Below are 14,065 nucleotides of genomic sequence, written 5' to 3' on the forward strand. Positions count from 1 at the left end.
AATGCAAGGTGTTGGGTTTAGGGGGAGGTTGCCTGGTGGGATTGGGCCGAGCGCCGCTGAACTCATGTGGGAGCTGGCTTGCCTGCGATAGCGGTGTATCAGCCAGCAATGATTCAGCTGACCCACCGCTATCGCAGGCAAGCCAGCTCCCACAAAAGCCAGGTCCCACAAGCCAGTGCCTACATGCGCCACATTCAGGGCATAAAAAAACCGCTTCCGGTGAGGGAAGCGGTTTTTGTCTAGCTACAGCAGCGCGATCAGAACAACTTCAGCGCCGGTGCGTCTTCTTTCAACGGCTCGTTCTTCGCGGTCTGCGCATTCCAGCCACCGCCGAGGGCCTTGTACAGGTTGACCTCGCTGGTGAGCTGCGCCAGGCGGTCGGTGATCAGCGATTGCTGGGCACTGAACAGTTGGCGCTGGGCGTCGAGGAACGTCAGGTTGCTGTCCACGCCAATGCGGTAGCGACGCTCGGCCAGGCGGTAGTAATCCTGGTTGGCGGCGACGAAACCACGCTGGGCTTCCAGCTGTTCCTTGTAGGTCTCACGCGCGGCGAGGCCGTCGGAGACTTCCTGGAAACCGGTCTGGATGGCCTTCTCGTAGGTCGCCACGTTGATCTCTTTCTGGATCTTCGCGTAGTCCAGGCTGGCGCGCAGGCTGCCGGCGTTGAAGATCGGGATGTTGATCTGCGGGGCGAACGACCAGGTGCCCGAGCCGCCTTTGAACAGGCCGCTCAGGTCCGGGCTCAGGGTGCCGGCGTTGGCCGTCAAACTGATGCTCGGGAAGAACGCTGCGCGGGCGGCGCCGATGTTGGCGTTGGCGGCCTTGAGGTTGTACTCGGCTTGCAGGATGTCGGGACGACGTTGCAGCAGGTCCGAGGGCAAGCCGGCAGGCACTTCGCTGAGCAGGTTGTCCGACAGTGGCTGGCTGGCGATATTCGCCGGCAGGCCGGTACCCAGCAGCAGGGTCAGGCTGTTTTCGTCCTGGGCCACCTGGCGGGTGTAACGCGCCAGGGCAACCCGGGCGTTTTCCACCGAGGTGCGCGCCTGGCTGAGGTCGAGGGCCGAAGCCACGCCGACTTCGTTGCTGCGCGAGGTCAGCTTGAAGCTCTGCTCATAGGCACCGAGGGTGTCCTGGGTCAGCTTGAGCAGCTCTTTATCGGCCTGCCAGGTCACGTAGGCCGTGGCCACGTTGGCGACCAGGCTGATCTGCGTGCTGCGCCGGGCTTCTTCGGTGGCGAAGTACTTTTGCAGGGCTTCTTCGCTCAGGCTGCGCACACGGCCGAACAAGTCCAGCTCATACGCGCTGATCCCGAGGGTGGCCGAATACGAGCTGGTGATGCTCGACTCGCCGGTCTGCGAAGCACGCGCCGGTACGCGCTGGCGGCTGCCGCTGCCATTGGCCGAGACGGCCGGGAACAGGTCGGCGCGCTGGATGCGGTACTGCGCGGCATAGGCGTCGATGTTCAGGGCCGCGACACGCAGGTCGCGGTTGTTCTCCAGGGCCACCTGGATCAGCTGTTGCAGGGCAGGGTCATGGAAAAACTGCTTCCAGCCCTGCTCGGCAGCGGCCTGGTTCGGCGCCTGGGCCGACGAATACGCCGGGCCCTGCGGGAACTGAGCGGCCACCGGCGCTTCAGGGCGCTGATAGTCAGGTATCAGCGAGCAGCCACTGAGCACGAATGCGGTGACGGCTAAGGAAAGGAGCGACTTGCTCATAGGCCAGCCTCTTTATGGGTTTCAGTAGGTTCAGTCTTTTTACGCTCGCCTGCGGCGGACACGGTTGCAAAGAACAGTGGCACCCAGAAGATCGCCAGGACAGTGGCCGTGATCATACCGCCGATAACGCCGGTACCAATCGCGTGCTGGCTGCCCGAGCCGGCGCCCGAGGAAATCGCCAGCGGCAATACGCCGAGGATGAACGCCATGGACGTCATGATGATCGGCCGCAGACGCATACGGGACGCCTCGATGGCCGCCTCGACAATGCCTTTGCCTTGCTCGTGCAACTCCTTGGCGAACTCGACGATCAGGATGGCGTTTTTCGCCGCCAGGCCCACCGTCACCAGCAAGCCCACCTGGAAGAACACGTCGTTGGACAACCCGCGCATGCTCGTGGCGATCAACGCCCCGACCACACCCAGCGGCACTACCAGCACTACCGCAATCGGGATCGACCAGCTTTCGTACAGCGCCGCGAGGCACAGGAACACCACCAGCAGCGACAGTGCGTACAGCGCCGGCGCCTGGGAGCCGGACAGGCGTTCTTCGTACGACAGACCGGTCCACGCATAGCCGACACCCGCCGGCAATTGCTTGGCGATGCGCTCGACTTCGGCCATGGCGTCACCGGTGCTGTAGCCCGGTGCCGGGGTGCCGAGGATTTCCATCGCCGCTACACCGTTGTAGCGCGAGAGTTTCGGCGAACCGAAGATCCACTTGCCCGAGGAAATGGCCGACATCGGCACCATCTTCCCGGAGTCGCTGCGCACGAACCATTTGTCGAGGTCTTCCGGCGACATGCGGCCAGCGGCCTCGCCCTGCACGTACACCTTCTTCACCCGACCACGGTCGATGAAGTCGTTGACGTAGCTGCCACCCAGGGCAATCGCCAGGGTCTGGTTGATGCTAGACAGGGTGATGCCTTGGGCACTGGCCTTCTCGTCGTCAACGGTCAGCTCGTACTGCGGCTCATCGTTCACGCCGTTCGGACGCACGCCTGCCAGGATCTTGCTTTGTGCGGCCATGCCGAGGAACTGGTTACGCGCTTCCATCAGTTTTTCGTGGCCGACGCCGCCCTGGTCTTGCAGGAACACGTCGAAGCCAGTGGCGTTACCCAATTCCAGTACCGACGGCGGCACGATGGCGAACACCATGGCGTCCTTGAAGGCACCGAAGAAGTAACCCTGGGCACGCTTGGCCACTTCGAACACGGACATGGACGCGTCACGCTCATCCCATGGCTTGAGCATCACGAACGCCAGGCCCGAGCTCTGGCCACGGCCGGCGAAGTTGAAGCCGTTGACGGTAAACACCGACTTCACAGCCTTGCCTTCGCCTGGCTCGCCTTCCTTGTCGTGCAGCAGGAAGGCGCGCATGTCGTCGATGACTTTCTGCGTACGTTCAGCCGACGAGCCAACCGGGGTTTGCACCTGGGCGAAGATCACGCCCTGGTCTTCTTCCGGGAGGAACGCGCTTGGAATGCGGGTGAACAACCAGACCATGCCGAGCACGATGACCAGGTACACAAAAAACGCCGGGAATTTGTGCTTGATCATGTTGCCCACACCGCGCTCGTAGCTCAGTACGCCACGGTCGAAGGTGCGGTTGAACCAGCCGAAGAAACCACGCTTGGGTTGGCCGTGCTTTTCCGGGTCGATCGGCTTGAGCATGGTGGCGCACAAGGCCGGGGTGAAGATCAGGGCAACCAGTACCGACAGCGCCATCGCCGAAACAATGGTGATGGAGAACTGTTTGTAGATCACACCGGTGGAGCCGCCGAAGAAGGCCATTGGCAGCAATACCGCCGACAGCACCAGCGCGATACCCACCAGGGCGCCCTGGATCTGGCCCATGGACTTGACCGTCGCCTCCTTGGGCGACAAGTGTTCCTCGGCCATTACCCGCTCGACGTTTTCCACCACGACGATGGCGTCATCCACCAGCAAGCCGATGGCGAGGATCATGCCGAACATGGTCAGGGTATTGATGGTGAAACCAAACGCCGCGAGGATGCCGAACGTGCCCAGCAATACCACCGGTACGGTCATGGTGGTGATGATGGTGGCGCGGAAGTTCTGCAGGAACAGGAACATCACCAGGAACACCAGGACGATCGCTTCGACCAGGGTGTGGACTACACCGGAGATCGATTCGGTCACCACCGGGGTGGTGTCATACGGCACCACCGCCTTCATGCCTGGCGGGAAGAACGGTTCCAGGGACGCCACGGTGGCACGGATGGCCTTGGCGGTGTCCAGGGCGTTGGCGCCCGATGCCAGTTTGATCGCCATGCCGGAAGCCGGCTTGCCGTTGAACTGGGCACTGATGCTGTAGTTCTGGCCGCCCAGTTCGATGCGCGCAACGTCACGCAGGCGAACTTGCGAGCCGTCGGCGTTGACCTTCATCAGGATCTTGCCGAACTCTTCTGCGGTTTGCAGACGGGTCTTGCCGATGATGGTCGCGTTCAGCTGGGTGCCGGGCAGGGCAGGCAGGCCGCCCAGCTGGCCGGTGGCCACCTGCACGTTCTGCGCAGCGATGGCGCTGCTGACGTCGACCGGGGTCAACTGGTAGTTGTTCAGCTTGGCCGGGTCGAGCCAGATACGCATGGCGTACTGCGAACCGAAGACCTGGAAGTCACCTACACCTGCCGTCCGGGAAATCGGGTCCTGGATGTTGGACACGATGTAGTTGGACAGGTCGTCCTTGGTCATGCTGCCGTCTTCCGACACCAGACCGATCACCATCAGGAAGTTCTTCACCGACTTGGTCACGCGGATACCCTGCTGCTGCACTTCTTGCGGCAGCAGTGGGGTCGCCAGGTTCAGCTTGTTCTGCACCTGAACCTGAGCGATGTCCGGGTTGGTACCCTGGTTGAACGTCGCGGTGATGGTCATGCTGCCGTCGGAGTTACTGTCCGAGGCGACATAACGCAGGTTGTCGATACCGTTGAGCTGTTGCTCGATGACCTGCACCACGGTGTCCTGCACGGTTTGTGCGGACGCGCCTGGGTAGGTCACCTGGATGTCGATGGCTGTCGGCGCAATGGCCGGGTATTGGTTGATGGGCAACTTCAGGATCGACAGTGCCCCGACCAGCATGATCACCAGGGCAATTACCCAGGCGAAAATGGGACGGTCGATAAAAAATTTCGACATGGATTACTCCCCTTTGCCCGTAGTGGCAGCAGGCGCAGCAACCGTTCCAGCAGGCTTGGCGTTATCGGCGTCCTTGACCTTGACTTCGATGCCCGGCTTGATGAATTGCAGGCCTTCGGTGATCACGCGGTCACCGGCGTCGAGGCCTTTTTCCACCAGCCAGTAGGCGCCGCTGGTGCGGTTGGCAACCAGGGTGCGTTGCTCGACCTTGTTGTCCTTGTTCACCACCAGCGCGGTCGGGATGCCCTTGATGTCGCGGGTCACGCCTTGCTGCGGGGCGAGGATGGCCTTGCTGTTCACACCGGCTTGCAACTGGGCGTGCACGAACATGCCCGGCAGCAGGGTGTGGTCAGGGTTGGGGAACACGGCGCGCAGGGTCACGGAACCGGTGGTCTGGTCCACCGACACTTCGGAGAATTCCAGTTTGCCGTCCTGGTTGTAGTCGGTACCGTCTTCCAGGGTCAGCTTGACCTTGGCGGCATTGGCGCCGGCTTTTTCCAGCTGGCCGCTTTCCAGGTCGCGGCGCAGTTTCAGCATTTCTGCCGAAGACTGGGTGACGTCGACGTAGATCGGGTCCAGTTGCTGGATCACGGCCATGGCATCGGTCTGGCCATTGCTGACCAGCGCGCCTTCGGTCACCGAAGAACGGCCGATACGCCCGGAGATCGGCGCGAACACCTTGGTGTAGCGCACGTTGATCTGGGCGGTTTGCACGTTGGCTTCGGCGGTCATGCGGTTGGCGACGGCGGTGTCGTATTCCTGGCGGCTGACGGCTTGCTCATCGACCAACTGCTTGTAGCGGTCGGAGATGGACTTGGTCTGCGTGAGGCTGGCTTGTGCGCTTTTCAGGGTGGCGTCATACACCGACGGGTCGATCTGGTAGAGCTGTTGCCCTTCCTTCACGTCGCCGCCTTCCTTGAACAGGCGCTTGAGAATGATGCCGTTGACCTGTGGGCGAACTTCCGCAATGCGGTAGGCGGTGGTGCGGCCTGGCAGCTCGGACGTCAGGGTAAAGGCTTGCGGTTGAATGGTGACCACGCCGACCTGAGGGGTTTGAGCGGGCGGAGCCGCTTCTTCCTTTTTACATCCGCTGAGCAGCGATGCCAGGGCGACGGCAGTGACCAGAGCGGTAACAGCTGGCTTAAGTTGCATGAAGATCCTCGGGTCAGGCGCGCAGGGTGCGCACAAGAAATGTGGAAGGGTAAAAAACAAGCTGTGAGTAGATAAGTAGCTTGCTACGCAATATACTTACGTTCACGGTTGTTTGTAAACTCTTGACAGGCTTCGCGGAATGTTGACAAAGCAACGCCCAAAGCCTCGATTTCATTACGTTCGGCACCCACGATGGTGTCGTCCCACAAATATTCAGATGATCGTTAGCGGCTATTAATTGTGCGTTAACAATCGTCCCAAGTGTCCTGATAGAGGTTTTACTGCCATGGTTCGTCGCACCAAAGAGGAAGCTCAGGAAACGCGCAGCCAGATTCTCCAAGCCGCCGAGCAGGCCTTCTATGAGCGCGGTGTGGCGCGCACCACCCTGGCGGACATCGCTGCGTTGGCGGGCGTGACCCGGGGCGCCATCTATTGGCACTTCAGCAACAAGTCCGACTTGCTCCAGGCGTTGCTCGACACCCTGCACGAGCCGCTGGACGAACTGGCCCGCGCCAGCGAGAGCGAGGACGAACTCGACCCGCTCGGCTGCATGCGCAAGCTGTTGATCCATCTGTTTCATCAAGTGGCCCTGGACCCGAAGACCCGGCGCATCAATGAGATTTTGTTTCATAAGTGCGAATTCACCGATGAAATGTGCGACATGCGCCGGCAGCGCCAGACCCACAGCCTAGAGTGCAATCTGCGTATCGGCTTGACCCTGCGCAATGCCGTGCATCGTGGCCAGCTACCGGAAAACCTCGACACCACCCGTGGTGCCGTGTGCATTCATGCCTATATCAACGGGCTGATTGGCCAGTGGCTGCTGGTCCCTGACAGTTTCCAATTGCATCAGGACGCCGAGCGCTGGGTTGATACCGGGCTCGACATGCTGCGCCTGAGCCCTAGCCTGCGCAATTGAGACAAAATGCGTAATTGCATCAGGTTGTGTCAACAGTAAAGCTTAAGGAGGGTCAATCGTCCTTCTGCCTTATTTGTGGGGTGACTTTATATACGCGCTGGCCCGGGGTTGATAGGTAGCCGGCTAAGTATTTTGTAGGGATTTTGTTGCAGGGGTGTGAAGGAATGTTTCCCTCGGGCCACGCAAGTCGAAAAAGTGGCGGGCTTGTGTGGGAGCGGGCTTGCCCGCGATTGCGGTGGATCAGTGAAAGTATCTGTAACTGACACACCGCTATCGCGGGCAAGCCCGCTCCCACAGGGGGTAGGTGGTGTGCTTTAGAGCGGCATAAAAAAGCCCCGGTTCTTGCGAGTCGGGGCTTTTTGCGTTTCAGGCGATCAGATCGCCAGCGTCGGGTAGTCGATGTAACCCACCGGGCCCTTGCTGTAGAAGGTATCCGGGCGCGCATCGTTGAGTGGCGCATCGGCTTTCAAGCGGGCCGGCAAGTCCGGGTTGGCAATGAACGGTACGCCCCAGGCCACGGCATCCGCTTTACCTTCGGCCAGCCAGGCGTTGGCGCTGTCCTTGGTGAAGCGCTCGTTGGCGATGTACACGCCGCCAAACGCCTTCTTCAATTGCGGGCCGAGGCTGTCGCCGGCTTCTTTCTCGCGCGAGCAGATGAACGCGATGCCACGCTTGCCCAGTTCGCTGGCCACGTAGGTAAAGGTTTCTGCCAGGTTGTCATCGCCCATGTCGTGGGAGTCGGCACGCGGTGCCAAATGCACACCCACGCGGCCGGCGCCCCAGACTTCAATGGCGGCGTCGGTCACTTCCAGCAGCAGGCGTGCACGGTTTTCCAGGGAGCCGCCGTACTGGTCGGTACGTTTGTTCGTGCTGCTTTGCAGGAACTGGTCCAGCAGGTAGCCGTTGGCGCCATGGATTTCCACGCCGTCGAAGCCGGCGGCCTTGGCGTTCTCGGCACCGGTGCGGTAGGCGTCGACGATGTCGGCGATTTCCGCGGTTTCCAGGGCGCGTGGCGTCGGGTAGTCGGCCAGTGGGCGCACCAGGCTGACGTGGCCCTTGGGCTGGATCGCGCTCGGCGCCACCGGGGTTTCGCCGTTCAGGTACGACTCATGGGAGATACGGCCCACATGCCACAGTTGCAGGAAAATCTTGCCGCCCGCGCCGTGGATCGCCTTGGTCACGTTGGCCCAGCCACGCACCTGGTCGTTGGACCAGATGCCTGGCGTGTCCGGGTAGCCCACGCCCAGCGGGGTCACCGAGGTGGCTTCGCTGAGGATCAGTCCGGCGGAAGCGCGTTGCACGTAATACTCGGCCATCAGCGCGTTGGGCACACGACCCGCGTCGGCACGGCAGCGGGTCAGCGGCGCCATGATGATGCGGTTGGACAGTTCCAGGTCGCCCAGTGTGATCGGGTCGAAAATAGTCGTCATGGGATAACACCTTTCTCTTTGAAGTTGATCAGTGGGTCGCAGGGGCCAGGTCGGCATCGCCGTTCTGACGGAAAGTAATCAAGGTCACCAGCAGCGCGAGGATCGCCAGCGCACCGGCGGCCAATGGCACGCTGGTCAGGCCGAAACCGTGGGCAATCACACTGCCGCCGACCCAGGCGCCGAGGGCGTTGCCGATGTTGAAGGCGCCGATGTTCAGGGTGGACACCAGGTTCGGTGCGGCCTTGCCAAAGGTCACCACGTTGATTTGCAGCGCCGGCACAGCGGCAAATGCGGCGGTGGCCCACAGGAACAGGGTGATTTCCGTCGGGATCACGGCGACGCTGGTCCAGGTCAGCGCGGTGGAGATCACCGCCATGCTGATAAACACGCCGATCAAGGTGGCTGCCAGGCGCTTGTCCGCCAGCTTGCCGCCGATGATATTGCCCAAGGTCAGGCCCAGGCCGATCAGCAACAGGGTCCAGGTCACGCCTTTGGGCGAGATGCCGGTGACATCGCCCAGCAGCGGCGCGACGTAGGTGAAGAGGGTGAACATCGACGCGGAGAACAGCGCGGTCATGGTCAGCGACAACCAGATGCCGGCGCCCTTGAGGGCCGCCAGTTCGGCGCGCATGTCGAGTTTTTCTTCGTCACGCTTGGCCGGCAGGAAGCGGATCAAGCCGATCAGCGCCACCACACCAATCACGGTGACCGCCCAGAACGTCGAGCGCCAGCCCGCCGCCTGGCCCAGTGCAGTGCCCAGCGGCACGCCGAGGACGTTGGCCAGGGTCAAGCCGGTGAACATCAAGGCCACGGCCGACGCGCGCTTGTTGGCCGGCACCAGGTTGGCCGCGACCACCGAACCGATGCCGAAGAACGCACCGTGGCACAACGCAGTGACCACACGGGCAAACATCAGCACGTTGTAGTCACTGGCCAGGGCGCAGAGCAGGTTGCCGACGATAAAGATGCCCATCAACGCTACCAGTGCGGCCTTGCGCGGCAGCTTGGCGGTGGCCAGTGCCATGAACGGCGCACCAATGGCCACGCCGAGGGCGTAGCCGGTGACCAGCCAGCCGGCGCCGGGGATCGACACGCCGAGGTCTGCCGCCACATCGGGCAGCAAGCCCATGATGACGAACTCGGTGGTGCCGATGGCGAAGGCGCTCAGGGCCAGGATGAGTAGCGAGAGGGGCATTATCGTTTCCTTGTTACAGCGGTGCGCTGAGTTCGGTGATGAGCGCATCGAGGAAGGCTTGGATGGTTTCCTCGTTGCGTTTGAAAAAGTGCCACTGCCCGGCCTTCTGGCTGCTGATCAACCCCGCGCGTTGCAACGTCGCCAGGTGCGCCGACACGGTGGACTGGGACAAGCCGCAGCGCTGGTCGATCTGCCCGGCACAGATGCCGTATTCGTGGTTGTGCAGTTGCTCGGGGAATTGCACTTTTGGGTCTTTCAGCCAGTTGAGGATGTCTCGCCGTACTGGGTGCGCCAGGGCTTTTATTATTTCGTCGAGGTCGATGGACATGGCAGGTGCTCGGTGTCTTGAAACGTTATATCGCGATGAGGCGAACCTTAAATCGTTATATCCCGATATGCCAATATGAATTGGGTCTTAAAGCCGTTCAAATCGGTATATCGGGTTATAACGATACGTTGACGGCAGTGCTAAACTGCGCGGCATGAATTATCTCGCACATCTGCACCTCGGCGGCCAACTTCCTGCACAACTGCTGGGCAGCCTCTATGGCGATTTCGTCAAAGGCCGCCTGCAAGGCCAGTTCAACCCGCAAATCGAAGCAGCGATCCAGCTGCACCGTTCGATCGACCGGTTTACCGACAGCCACCCGTTGGTGGGGGAGGCGTTGTCGCGCTTCAGCCTGACCCGCAGGCGGTATGCCGGCATCGTCCTCGATGTGTTTTTCGATCACTGCCTGGCGCGGGACTGGGCGCTGTACGCCGACCAGCCGCTGGAGCGCTTCACCGCGCAGGTGTACCGCGTGCTGGCGGCCGAGCCGCAATTGCCGGGGCGGCTGGCGCAGATAGCGCCGTGGATGGCGGCGGATGATTGGCTGGGGTCTTATCGCGAGTTCGCGGTGATGGAACAGGTGTTGCGCGGGATTTCGCGGCGGTTGTCGCAGCCGCAGGAGTTGGGGTTTGCGATGCAGGAATTGCGCGAGTTGTATGAGCCGTTGAGTGAAGACTTCCGAGTCTTCTACCCCGAGTTGCAGGTGTTTGCACAAACCCAACTGATTACTGAGATCTAAATGTGGGAGCTGGCTTGTGTGGGAGCGGGCTTGCCCGCGATAGCGGTAGATCAGTCACAACATGTTTGCTGACCCACCGCTATCGCAGCGATGCGGCGACCCGACAAGCCAGCTCCCACATTTTGAACTGTGTTCACTTTGAGATCAGGCTGCAAATGCAGGTCGAGCCTCTACCTCTTCAGCCTCCGGCACCGGCCCAAACAACACCTTCTGCACCGCTTGCTGCGCCTGATACGCCAACGCCGCACGTTCCTGCCCGGCACAGGCAATCGGCTTGAGCAGATGAATTTCCACATCGCCCTGGTCATTGGCAAACAGGCGCATCAGGTGCGAGAGCAAATCATCATCACCAATAAACGGCGCCATCGGGTCGACCTGGCCGTCGCGCAGATAGCGGATCGCCACGGGTTGCAGTGACACATCCGCATCAATCGCACTGGCCAGCAAGCGCCCGTGGAAGGTGCGCAGGCTGCGCCCATCGGTGGTGGTGCCTTCGGGAAACATCAGCAGCGGGTGCTGTTGCTCCAGATGGCGGGTCATCTGCTTGCGGATCAGCTGGCTGTCGCCCGAGCCGCGACGAATGAACAAGCTACCGGCCTTCGCCGCCAGCCAGCCGGCCACCGGCCAGGTGCGCACTTCGGCCTTGGACAGAAACGACATGGGCGCCACCGCGCCCAGCAACGGGATATCGGTCCACGACACGTGATTGCTCACCCACAGCATTGGCTGTTGCGGCAACTCACCGTGCACGGTCACGCGAAAGGGCAGGGCGTTGGTCAGCCGTGCCATGAAAAACCGCGACCAACGCTGGCGCCGCACCATCGAGTTGGCAATGCCCAGGCGCTCGAACAGGCCAAACACACTGGCCATGCTCAAGCCCAGCCCCACCACCACCAGCACGCGAGCAATGCGCCCGTACACCCGCAGACGGCTCATTACATGGCCGCCTTGAAGTGGCGGGCGTAACGCGGGCAAAGCTCATCGCGCTTGAGCAGGATGAACACGTCGGCCACCTGGAAATCTTCGTCCCAGCACGGCTCGCCGCAGATCTTCGCGCCCAGGCGCATGTAGGCCTTGAGCAACGGCGGCATTTCCGCGATGACGTTGGACGGCAAATCCAGGGCCGGCAGGGGTTTCTTCGGTTCGGCGCGCAGGTGTTCGTTGCACAGGTAACGTTCGCGCAGGCGCTGCATGATCGCGTGGGCCTGGATGCCGCCGTCGTGCATCGGGATGCTCGCGCAACCCATCAGGTAGCTGTAGCCGCCCTGGTTGAGGACCTCGGCCAATTCGCCCCACAACACGGCGATGGTGCCACCGTTGCGGTAGGCCGGGTCGACGCAGGTGCGGCCGATTTCCAGGATCGGCCCTTGCAGGTGCAGCAAGCCATGCAGGCTGAATTCTTCTTCACTGTAGAACCGGCCCAGGGTGCTGGCGGCCGCGTGGTCGAGCAAACGGGTGGTGGCCACCAAGCGACCGCTGTTCAAGTCCCGCACGCCGATGTGGCTGCAGTGAACATCATAGTCATCCATGTCCAGACCCAGTTCCGCGCCTTTCAGCTTGGCGTTGAACTCGCCGCTGAACACGTTGAACCGCAAGGCCTGGGCTTCCTGCAACGCCTGTGCGCCAACCAGGCGTTCGGCTTGCAGACGGCGTTCATTGCCGGTGTCGCTGATGCGGGCGATCTGAGTCATGGCGAGTCTCCGAGTGCCGGCCACGATTTCGGCCGGTCGACTTTGTTGTCCAAACTCAGGCTATGGAGGCCCGGTGTCATCTCCATGAACTTATGGTGACGCTTGAATGACAGCCCGGCCTGTCGCAAATCTGTCATCACCCTCGGCTAGGCTCGCGGGCTTGAATGCCCCCGTTGAGTCCGCGTCCATGGTCAGAGGCTTGTTGTGTGTTGTGCTGTTGTCTGTCACCGCGGCCGCCCACGCCGAAACCTGGCCTGACAAGGAGTGGGCCAAGGGCACACCGATCGCAGGCCCCGCTGTCGATGCCTTGAACACCTACGCGTTTCCCGCGCGTGACGACAGCACCCGCCAAGGCATTCGTACCGATGCGCTGTTGGTGATCCGCGATGGCGAAATCATCTATGAGCGTTATGCCGCGCCAACCTCGGCCAGCACCCCGCACCTCACGTGGTCGGTCAGTAAAAGCTTGCTGGCGACGGTGTTGGGCGTGGCCTACGGCGAAAACCGCTTCAAGCTGACCGATCCCGCCGCACGTTTCTATCCGCCGATGAAGCAGCATCCCACGGTCACCATGGGCGACCTGCTGCATTGGGCATCGGGGCTGGATTGGCAGGAAGACTACGAATACGCCCCGCTGAAGTCCTCGGTGGTGGCGATGCTCTACACACGGGGGCGGGGTGTGATATGGCCGAGTTCGCTGCCGACACCGAGGCCGCCAGCGCCCCCGGCCAGGTGTTCCGTTACTCCAGTGGCGACAGCAATATCCTGTCCGCTGCCCTTAAAGGCATGCTCGGGCACAAGGCCTACATGAGTTATCCGTGGGATGCGCTGTTCAAGCCGCTGGGCATTCGAAACGCGACCTGGGAAACCGATGCGGATGAAACCTTCGTCGCTTCGTCCTACGCCTACCTCACCGCTCGGGATCTGGCGCGTGTCGGCCTGTTGATGGCGCGCGACGGTCGTTGGGGCTCGCAGCAGTTGTTGCCCCAAGACTGGGTTGCGTTCAATCGCCAACCCTTCGCCCGCTATAAAGCTGGCCAGGACGAAGCGGTACCGGGCGGCCATTGGTGGCTCAATCAAGGCTCCCCACGGGCATGGCCCGATGCACCCGTCGACACCTTCGCCGCCCTCGGCCACTGGGGCCAGGCGCTGTACGTGATGCCTGATGAACATCTGGTGATCGTGCGCTATGGCGATGATCGCGACGGCAGTTATCGCCACAACGAATTGCTCAAGCGCGTGCTCGCGGCGGTGCAGCCATGATCCGTCGCCGGCCGTTTACCAGTCTGCTGCTGGTGTTGTTGCTCGCGCTGGTGGGTTGGGCGTGGCACGAACGCGTCAACCTGCAAGCCTTCCCCGACATCATTGCAGCGTACACCGCCAAGGAGTATTGCTCGTGCCGGTATGTGGCGAACAACCCGGCCGAGTATTGCCGGCGTTATGTGAAGCAATACGTGCCCACCAGCGCGTTCAGCGATAACCCCGAGCGCAGTGAAGTGACTGCCAGCGGCATGGGGCGTACGCACACGGCACGCTGGCTCGGCGACCGTCAGGGCTGTCGCCTGAACCCCTGACACACCTCATACCCCCTGTGGGAGCGGGCTTGCCCGCGATAGCGGTACATCAGTCAACATCTCCAGTGGCTGACACACTGCAATCGCGGGCAAGCCCGCTCCCACACGAGTCTGCATTCACATCGGATTTGCGCCGCTTGTGACATTGCGCTTAAGGTTCGTGC

General features: G+C 61.8%; 11 protein-coding genes and 1 pseudogene. 4 read left to right on the forward strand and 8 right to left on the reverse strand.

What is annotated here, in order from left to right; genetic code table 11:
* Positions 1–257: 257 nt before the first annotated feature.
* The 3 genes from adeC to PSH87_RS07080 are packed head-to-tail and all read right to left on the reverse strand — an operon-like array spanning position 258 to position 6,025.
* A complete protein-coding gene (gene adeC / locus PSH87_RS07070) occupies positions 258–1,715 on the reverse strand; it encodes an AdeC/AdeK/OprM family multidrug efflux complex outer membrane factor (protein ID WP_305432969.1) in 1,458 nt (485 codons plus the stop codon).
* Complete coding sequence (locus tag PSH87_RS07075; RefSeq protein ID WP_257782325.1) at positions 1,712–4,873, reverse strand: efflux RND transporter permease subunit; 3,162 nt, start codon at positions 4,871–4,873, stop codon at positions 1,712–1,714. Before PSH87_RS07075 ends, adeC begins: the two co-directional genes overlap by 4 nt.
* Before the next feature lie 3 nt (positions 4,874–4,876).
* The gene (locus tag PSH87_RS07080) at positions 4,877–6,025 is read right to left on the reverse strand and encodes an efflux RND transporter periplasmic adaptor subunit (protein ID WP_026136800.1); all 1,149 of its coding nucleotides are present in this window, start codon (positions 6,023–6,025) and stop codon (positions 4,877–4,879) included.
* 286 nt (positions 6,026–6,311) lie between these two features.
* On the opposite strand from PSH87_RS07080, the gene PSH87_RS07085 reads away from it, so the two are divergent.
* Complete coding sequence (locus PSH87_RS07085; RefSeq protein WP_305432970.1) at positions 6,312–6,944, forward strand: TetR family transcriptional regulator; 633 nt, start codon at positions 6,312–6,314, stop codon at positions 6,942–6,944.
* Positions 6,945–7,318: 374 nt separating this feature from the next.
* On the opposite strand, the gene PSH87_RS07090 is transcribed toward PSH87_RS07085, so the two are convergent.
* The 3 genes from PSH87_RS07090 to PSH87_RS07100 are packed head-to-tail and all read right to left on the reverse strand — an operon-like array spanning position 7,319 to position 9,897.
* Positions 7,319–8,374 carry an alkene reductase gene (locus PSH87_RS07090; RefSeq protein WP_017736894.1) on the reverse strand — a complete coding sequence of 352 codons (1,056 nt, stop codon included), beginning with the start codon at positions 8,372–8,374 and terminating at the stop codon, positions 7,319–7,321.
* Positions 8,375–8,402: 28 nt separating this feature from the next.
* On the reverse strand, positions 8,403–9,569 hold the full coding sequence (locus PSH87_RS07095; RefSeq protein ID WP_305432971.1) for an MFS transporter: 1,167 nt from the start codon (positions 9,567–9,569) through the stop codon (positions 8,403–8,405).
* Positions 9,570–9,582: 13 nt separating this feature from the next.
* Complete coding sequence (locus PSH87_RS07100) at positions 9,583–9,897, reverse strand: helix-turn-helix transcriptional regulator (RefSeq protein WP_017736896.1); 315 nt, start codon at positions 9,895–9,897, stop codon at positions 9,583–9,585.
* A gap of 154 nt (positions 9,898–10,051) precedes the next feature.
* Here PSH87_RS07100 and PSH87_RS07105 point away from each other — a divergent pair, with 154 nt between their 5' ends.
* Positions 10,052–10,636 carry an ACP phosphodiesterase gene (locus PSH87_RS07105; RefSeq protein ID WP_017736897.1) on the forward strand — a complete coding sequence of 195 codons (585 nt, stop codon included), beginning with the start codon at positions 10,052–10,054 and terminating at the stop codon, positions 10,634–10,636.
* Positions 10,637–10,780: 144 nt separating this feature from the next.
* On the opposite strand, the gene PSH87_RS07110 is transcribed toward PSH87_RS07105, so the two are convergent.
* Positions 10,781–11,572 (reverse strand): 1-acyl-sn-glycerol-3-phosphate acyltransferase, encoded by a 792-nt coding sequence (locus PSH87_RS07110; protein WP_305432972.1) that lies wholly within the window; start codon positions 11,570–11,572, stop codon positions 10,781–10,783.
* Positions 11,572–12,327: an L-ornithine N(alpha)-acyltransferase gene (gene olsB / locus PSH87_RS07115; protein ID WP_017736899.1), complete on the reverse strand. Its 756-nt coding sequence runs from the start codon at positions 12,325–12,327 to the stop codon at positions 11,572–11,574. The genes PSH87_RS07110 and olsB overlap by 1 nt, the downstream gene beginning before the upstream one ends.
* A 187-nt stretch (positions 12,328–12,514) precedes the next feature.
* Here olsB and PSH87_RS07120 point away from each other — a divergent pair.
* Together PSH87_RS07120 and PSH87_RS07125 are read left to right on the forward strand one after the other, a co-directional pair.
* Positions 12,515–13,590, forward strand: a pseudogene (locus tag PSH87_RS07120) (serine hydrolase domain-containing protein).
* Entirely contained in the window at positions 13,587–13,901 is a 315-nt protein-coding gene (locus PSH87_RS07125) for an amidase (protein ID WP_305432973.1), read from the forward strand. Before PSH87_RS07120 ends, PSH87_RS07125 begins: the two are co-directional and overlap by 4 nt.
* The last annotated feature ends 164 nt before the right edge of the window (positions 13,902–14,065 follow it).

The sequence above is a fragment of the Pseudomonas sp. FP453 genome (assembly GCF_030687495.1).
In the GTDB taxonomy this organism is placed as follows: domain Bacteria; phylum Pseudomonadota; class Gammaproteobacteria; order Pseudomonadales; family Pseudomonadaceae; genus Aquipseudomonas.

Excerpts from the sequence above, each read along its gene's own strand:
- PSH87_RS07095 (WP_305432971.1), bottom strand. The coding sequence starts at position 9,569 with ATGCCCCTCTCGCTACTCATCCTGGCCCTGAGCGCCTTCGCCATCGGC.
- adeC (WP_305432969.1), bottom strand. The coding sequence starts at position 1,715 with ATGAGCAAGTCGCTCCTTTCCTTAGCCGTCACCGCATTCGTGCTCAGT.
- PSH87_RS07075 (WP_257782325.1), bottom strand. The coding sequence starts at position 4,873 with ATGTCGAAATTTTTTATCGACCGTCCCATTTTCGCCTGGGTAATTGCC.
- PSH87_RS07125 (WP_305432973.1), top strand. The coding sequence starts at position 13,587 with ATGATCCGTCGCCGGCCGTTTACCAGTCTGCTGCTGGTGTTGTTGCTC.
- PSH87_RS07110 (WP_305432972.1), bottom strand. The coding sequence starts at position 11,572 with ATGAGCCGTCTGCGGGTGTACGGGCGCATTGCTCGCGTGCTGGTGGTG.
- olsB (WP_017736899.1), bottom strand. The coding sequence starts at position 12,327 with ATGACTCAGATCGCCCGCATCAGCGACACCGGCAATGAACGCCGTCTG.
- PSH87_RS07080 (WP_026136800.1), bottom strand. The coding sequence starts at position 6,025 with ATGCAACTTAAGCCAGCTGTTACCGCTCTGGTCACTGCCGTCGCCCTG.
- PSH87_RS07085 (WP_305432970.1), top strand. The coding sequence starts at position 6,312 with ATGGTTCGTCGCACCAAAGAGGAAGCTCAGGAAACGCGCAGCCAGATT.
- PSH87_RS07100 (WP_017736896.1), bottom strand. The coding sequence starts at position 9,897 with ATGTCCATCGACCTCGACGAAATAATAAAAGCCCTGGCGCACCCAGTA.
- PSH87_RS07090 (WP_017736894.1), bottom strand. The coding sequence starts at position 8,374 with ATGACGACTATTTTCGACCCGATCACACTGGGCGACCTGGAACTGTCC.
- PSH87_RS07105 (WP_017736897.1), top strand. The coding sequence starts at position 10,052 with ATGAATTATCTCGCACATCTGCACCTCGGCGGCCAACTTCCTGCACAA.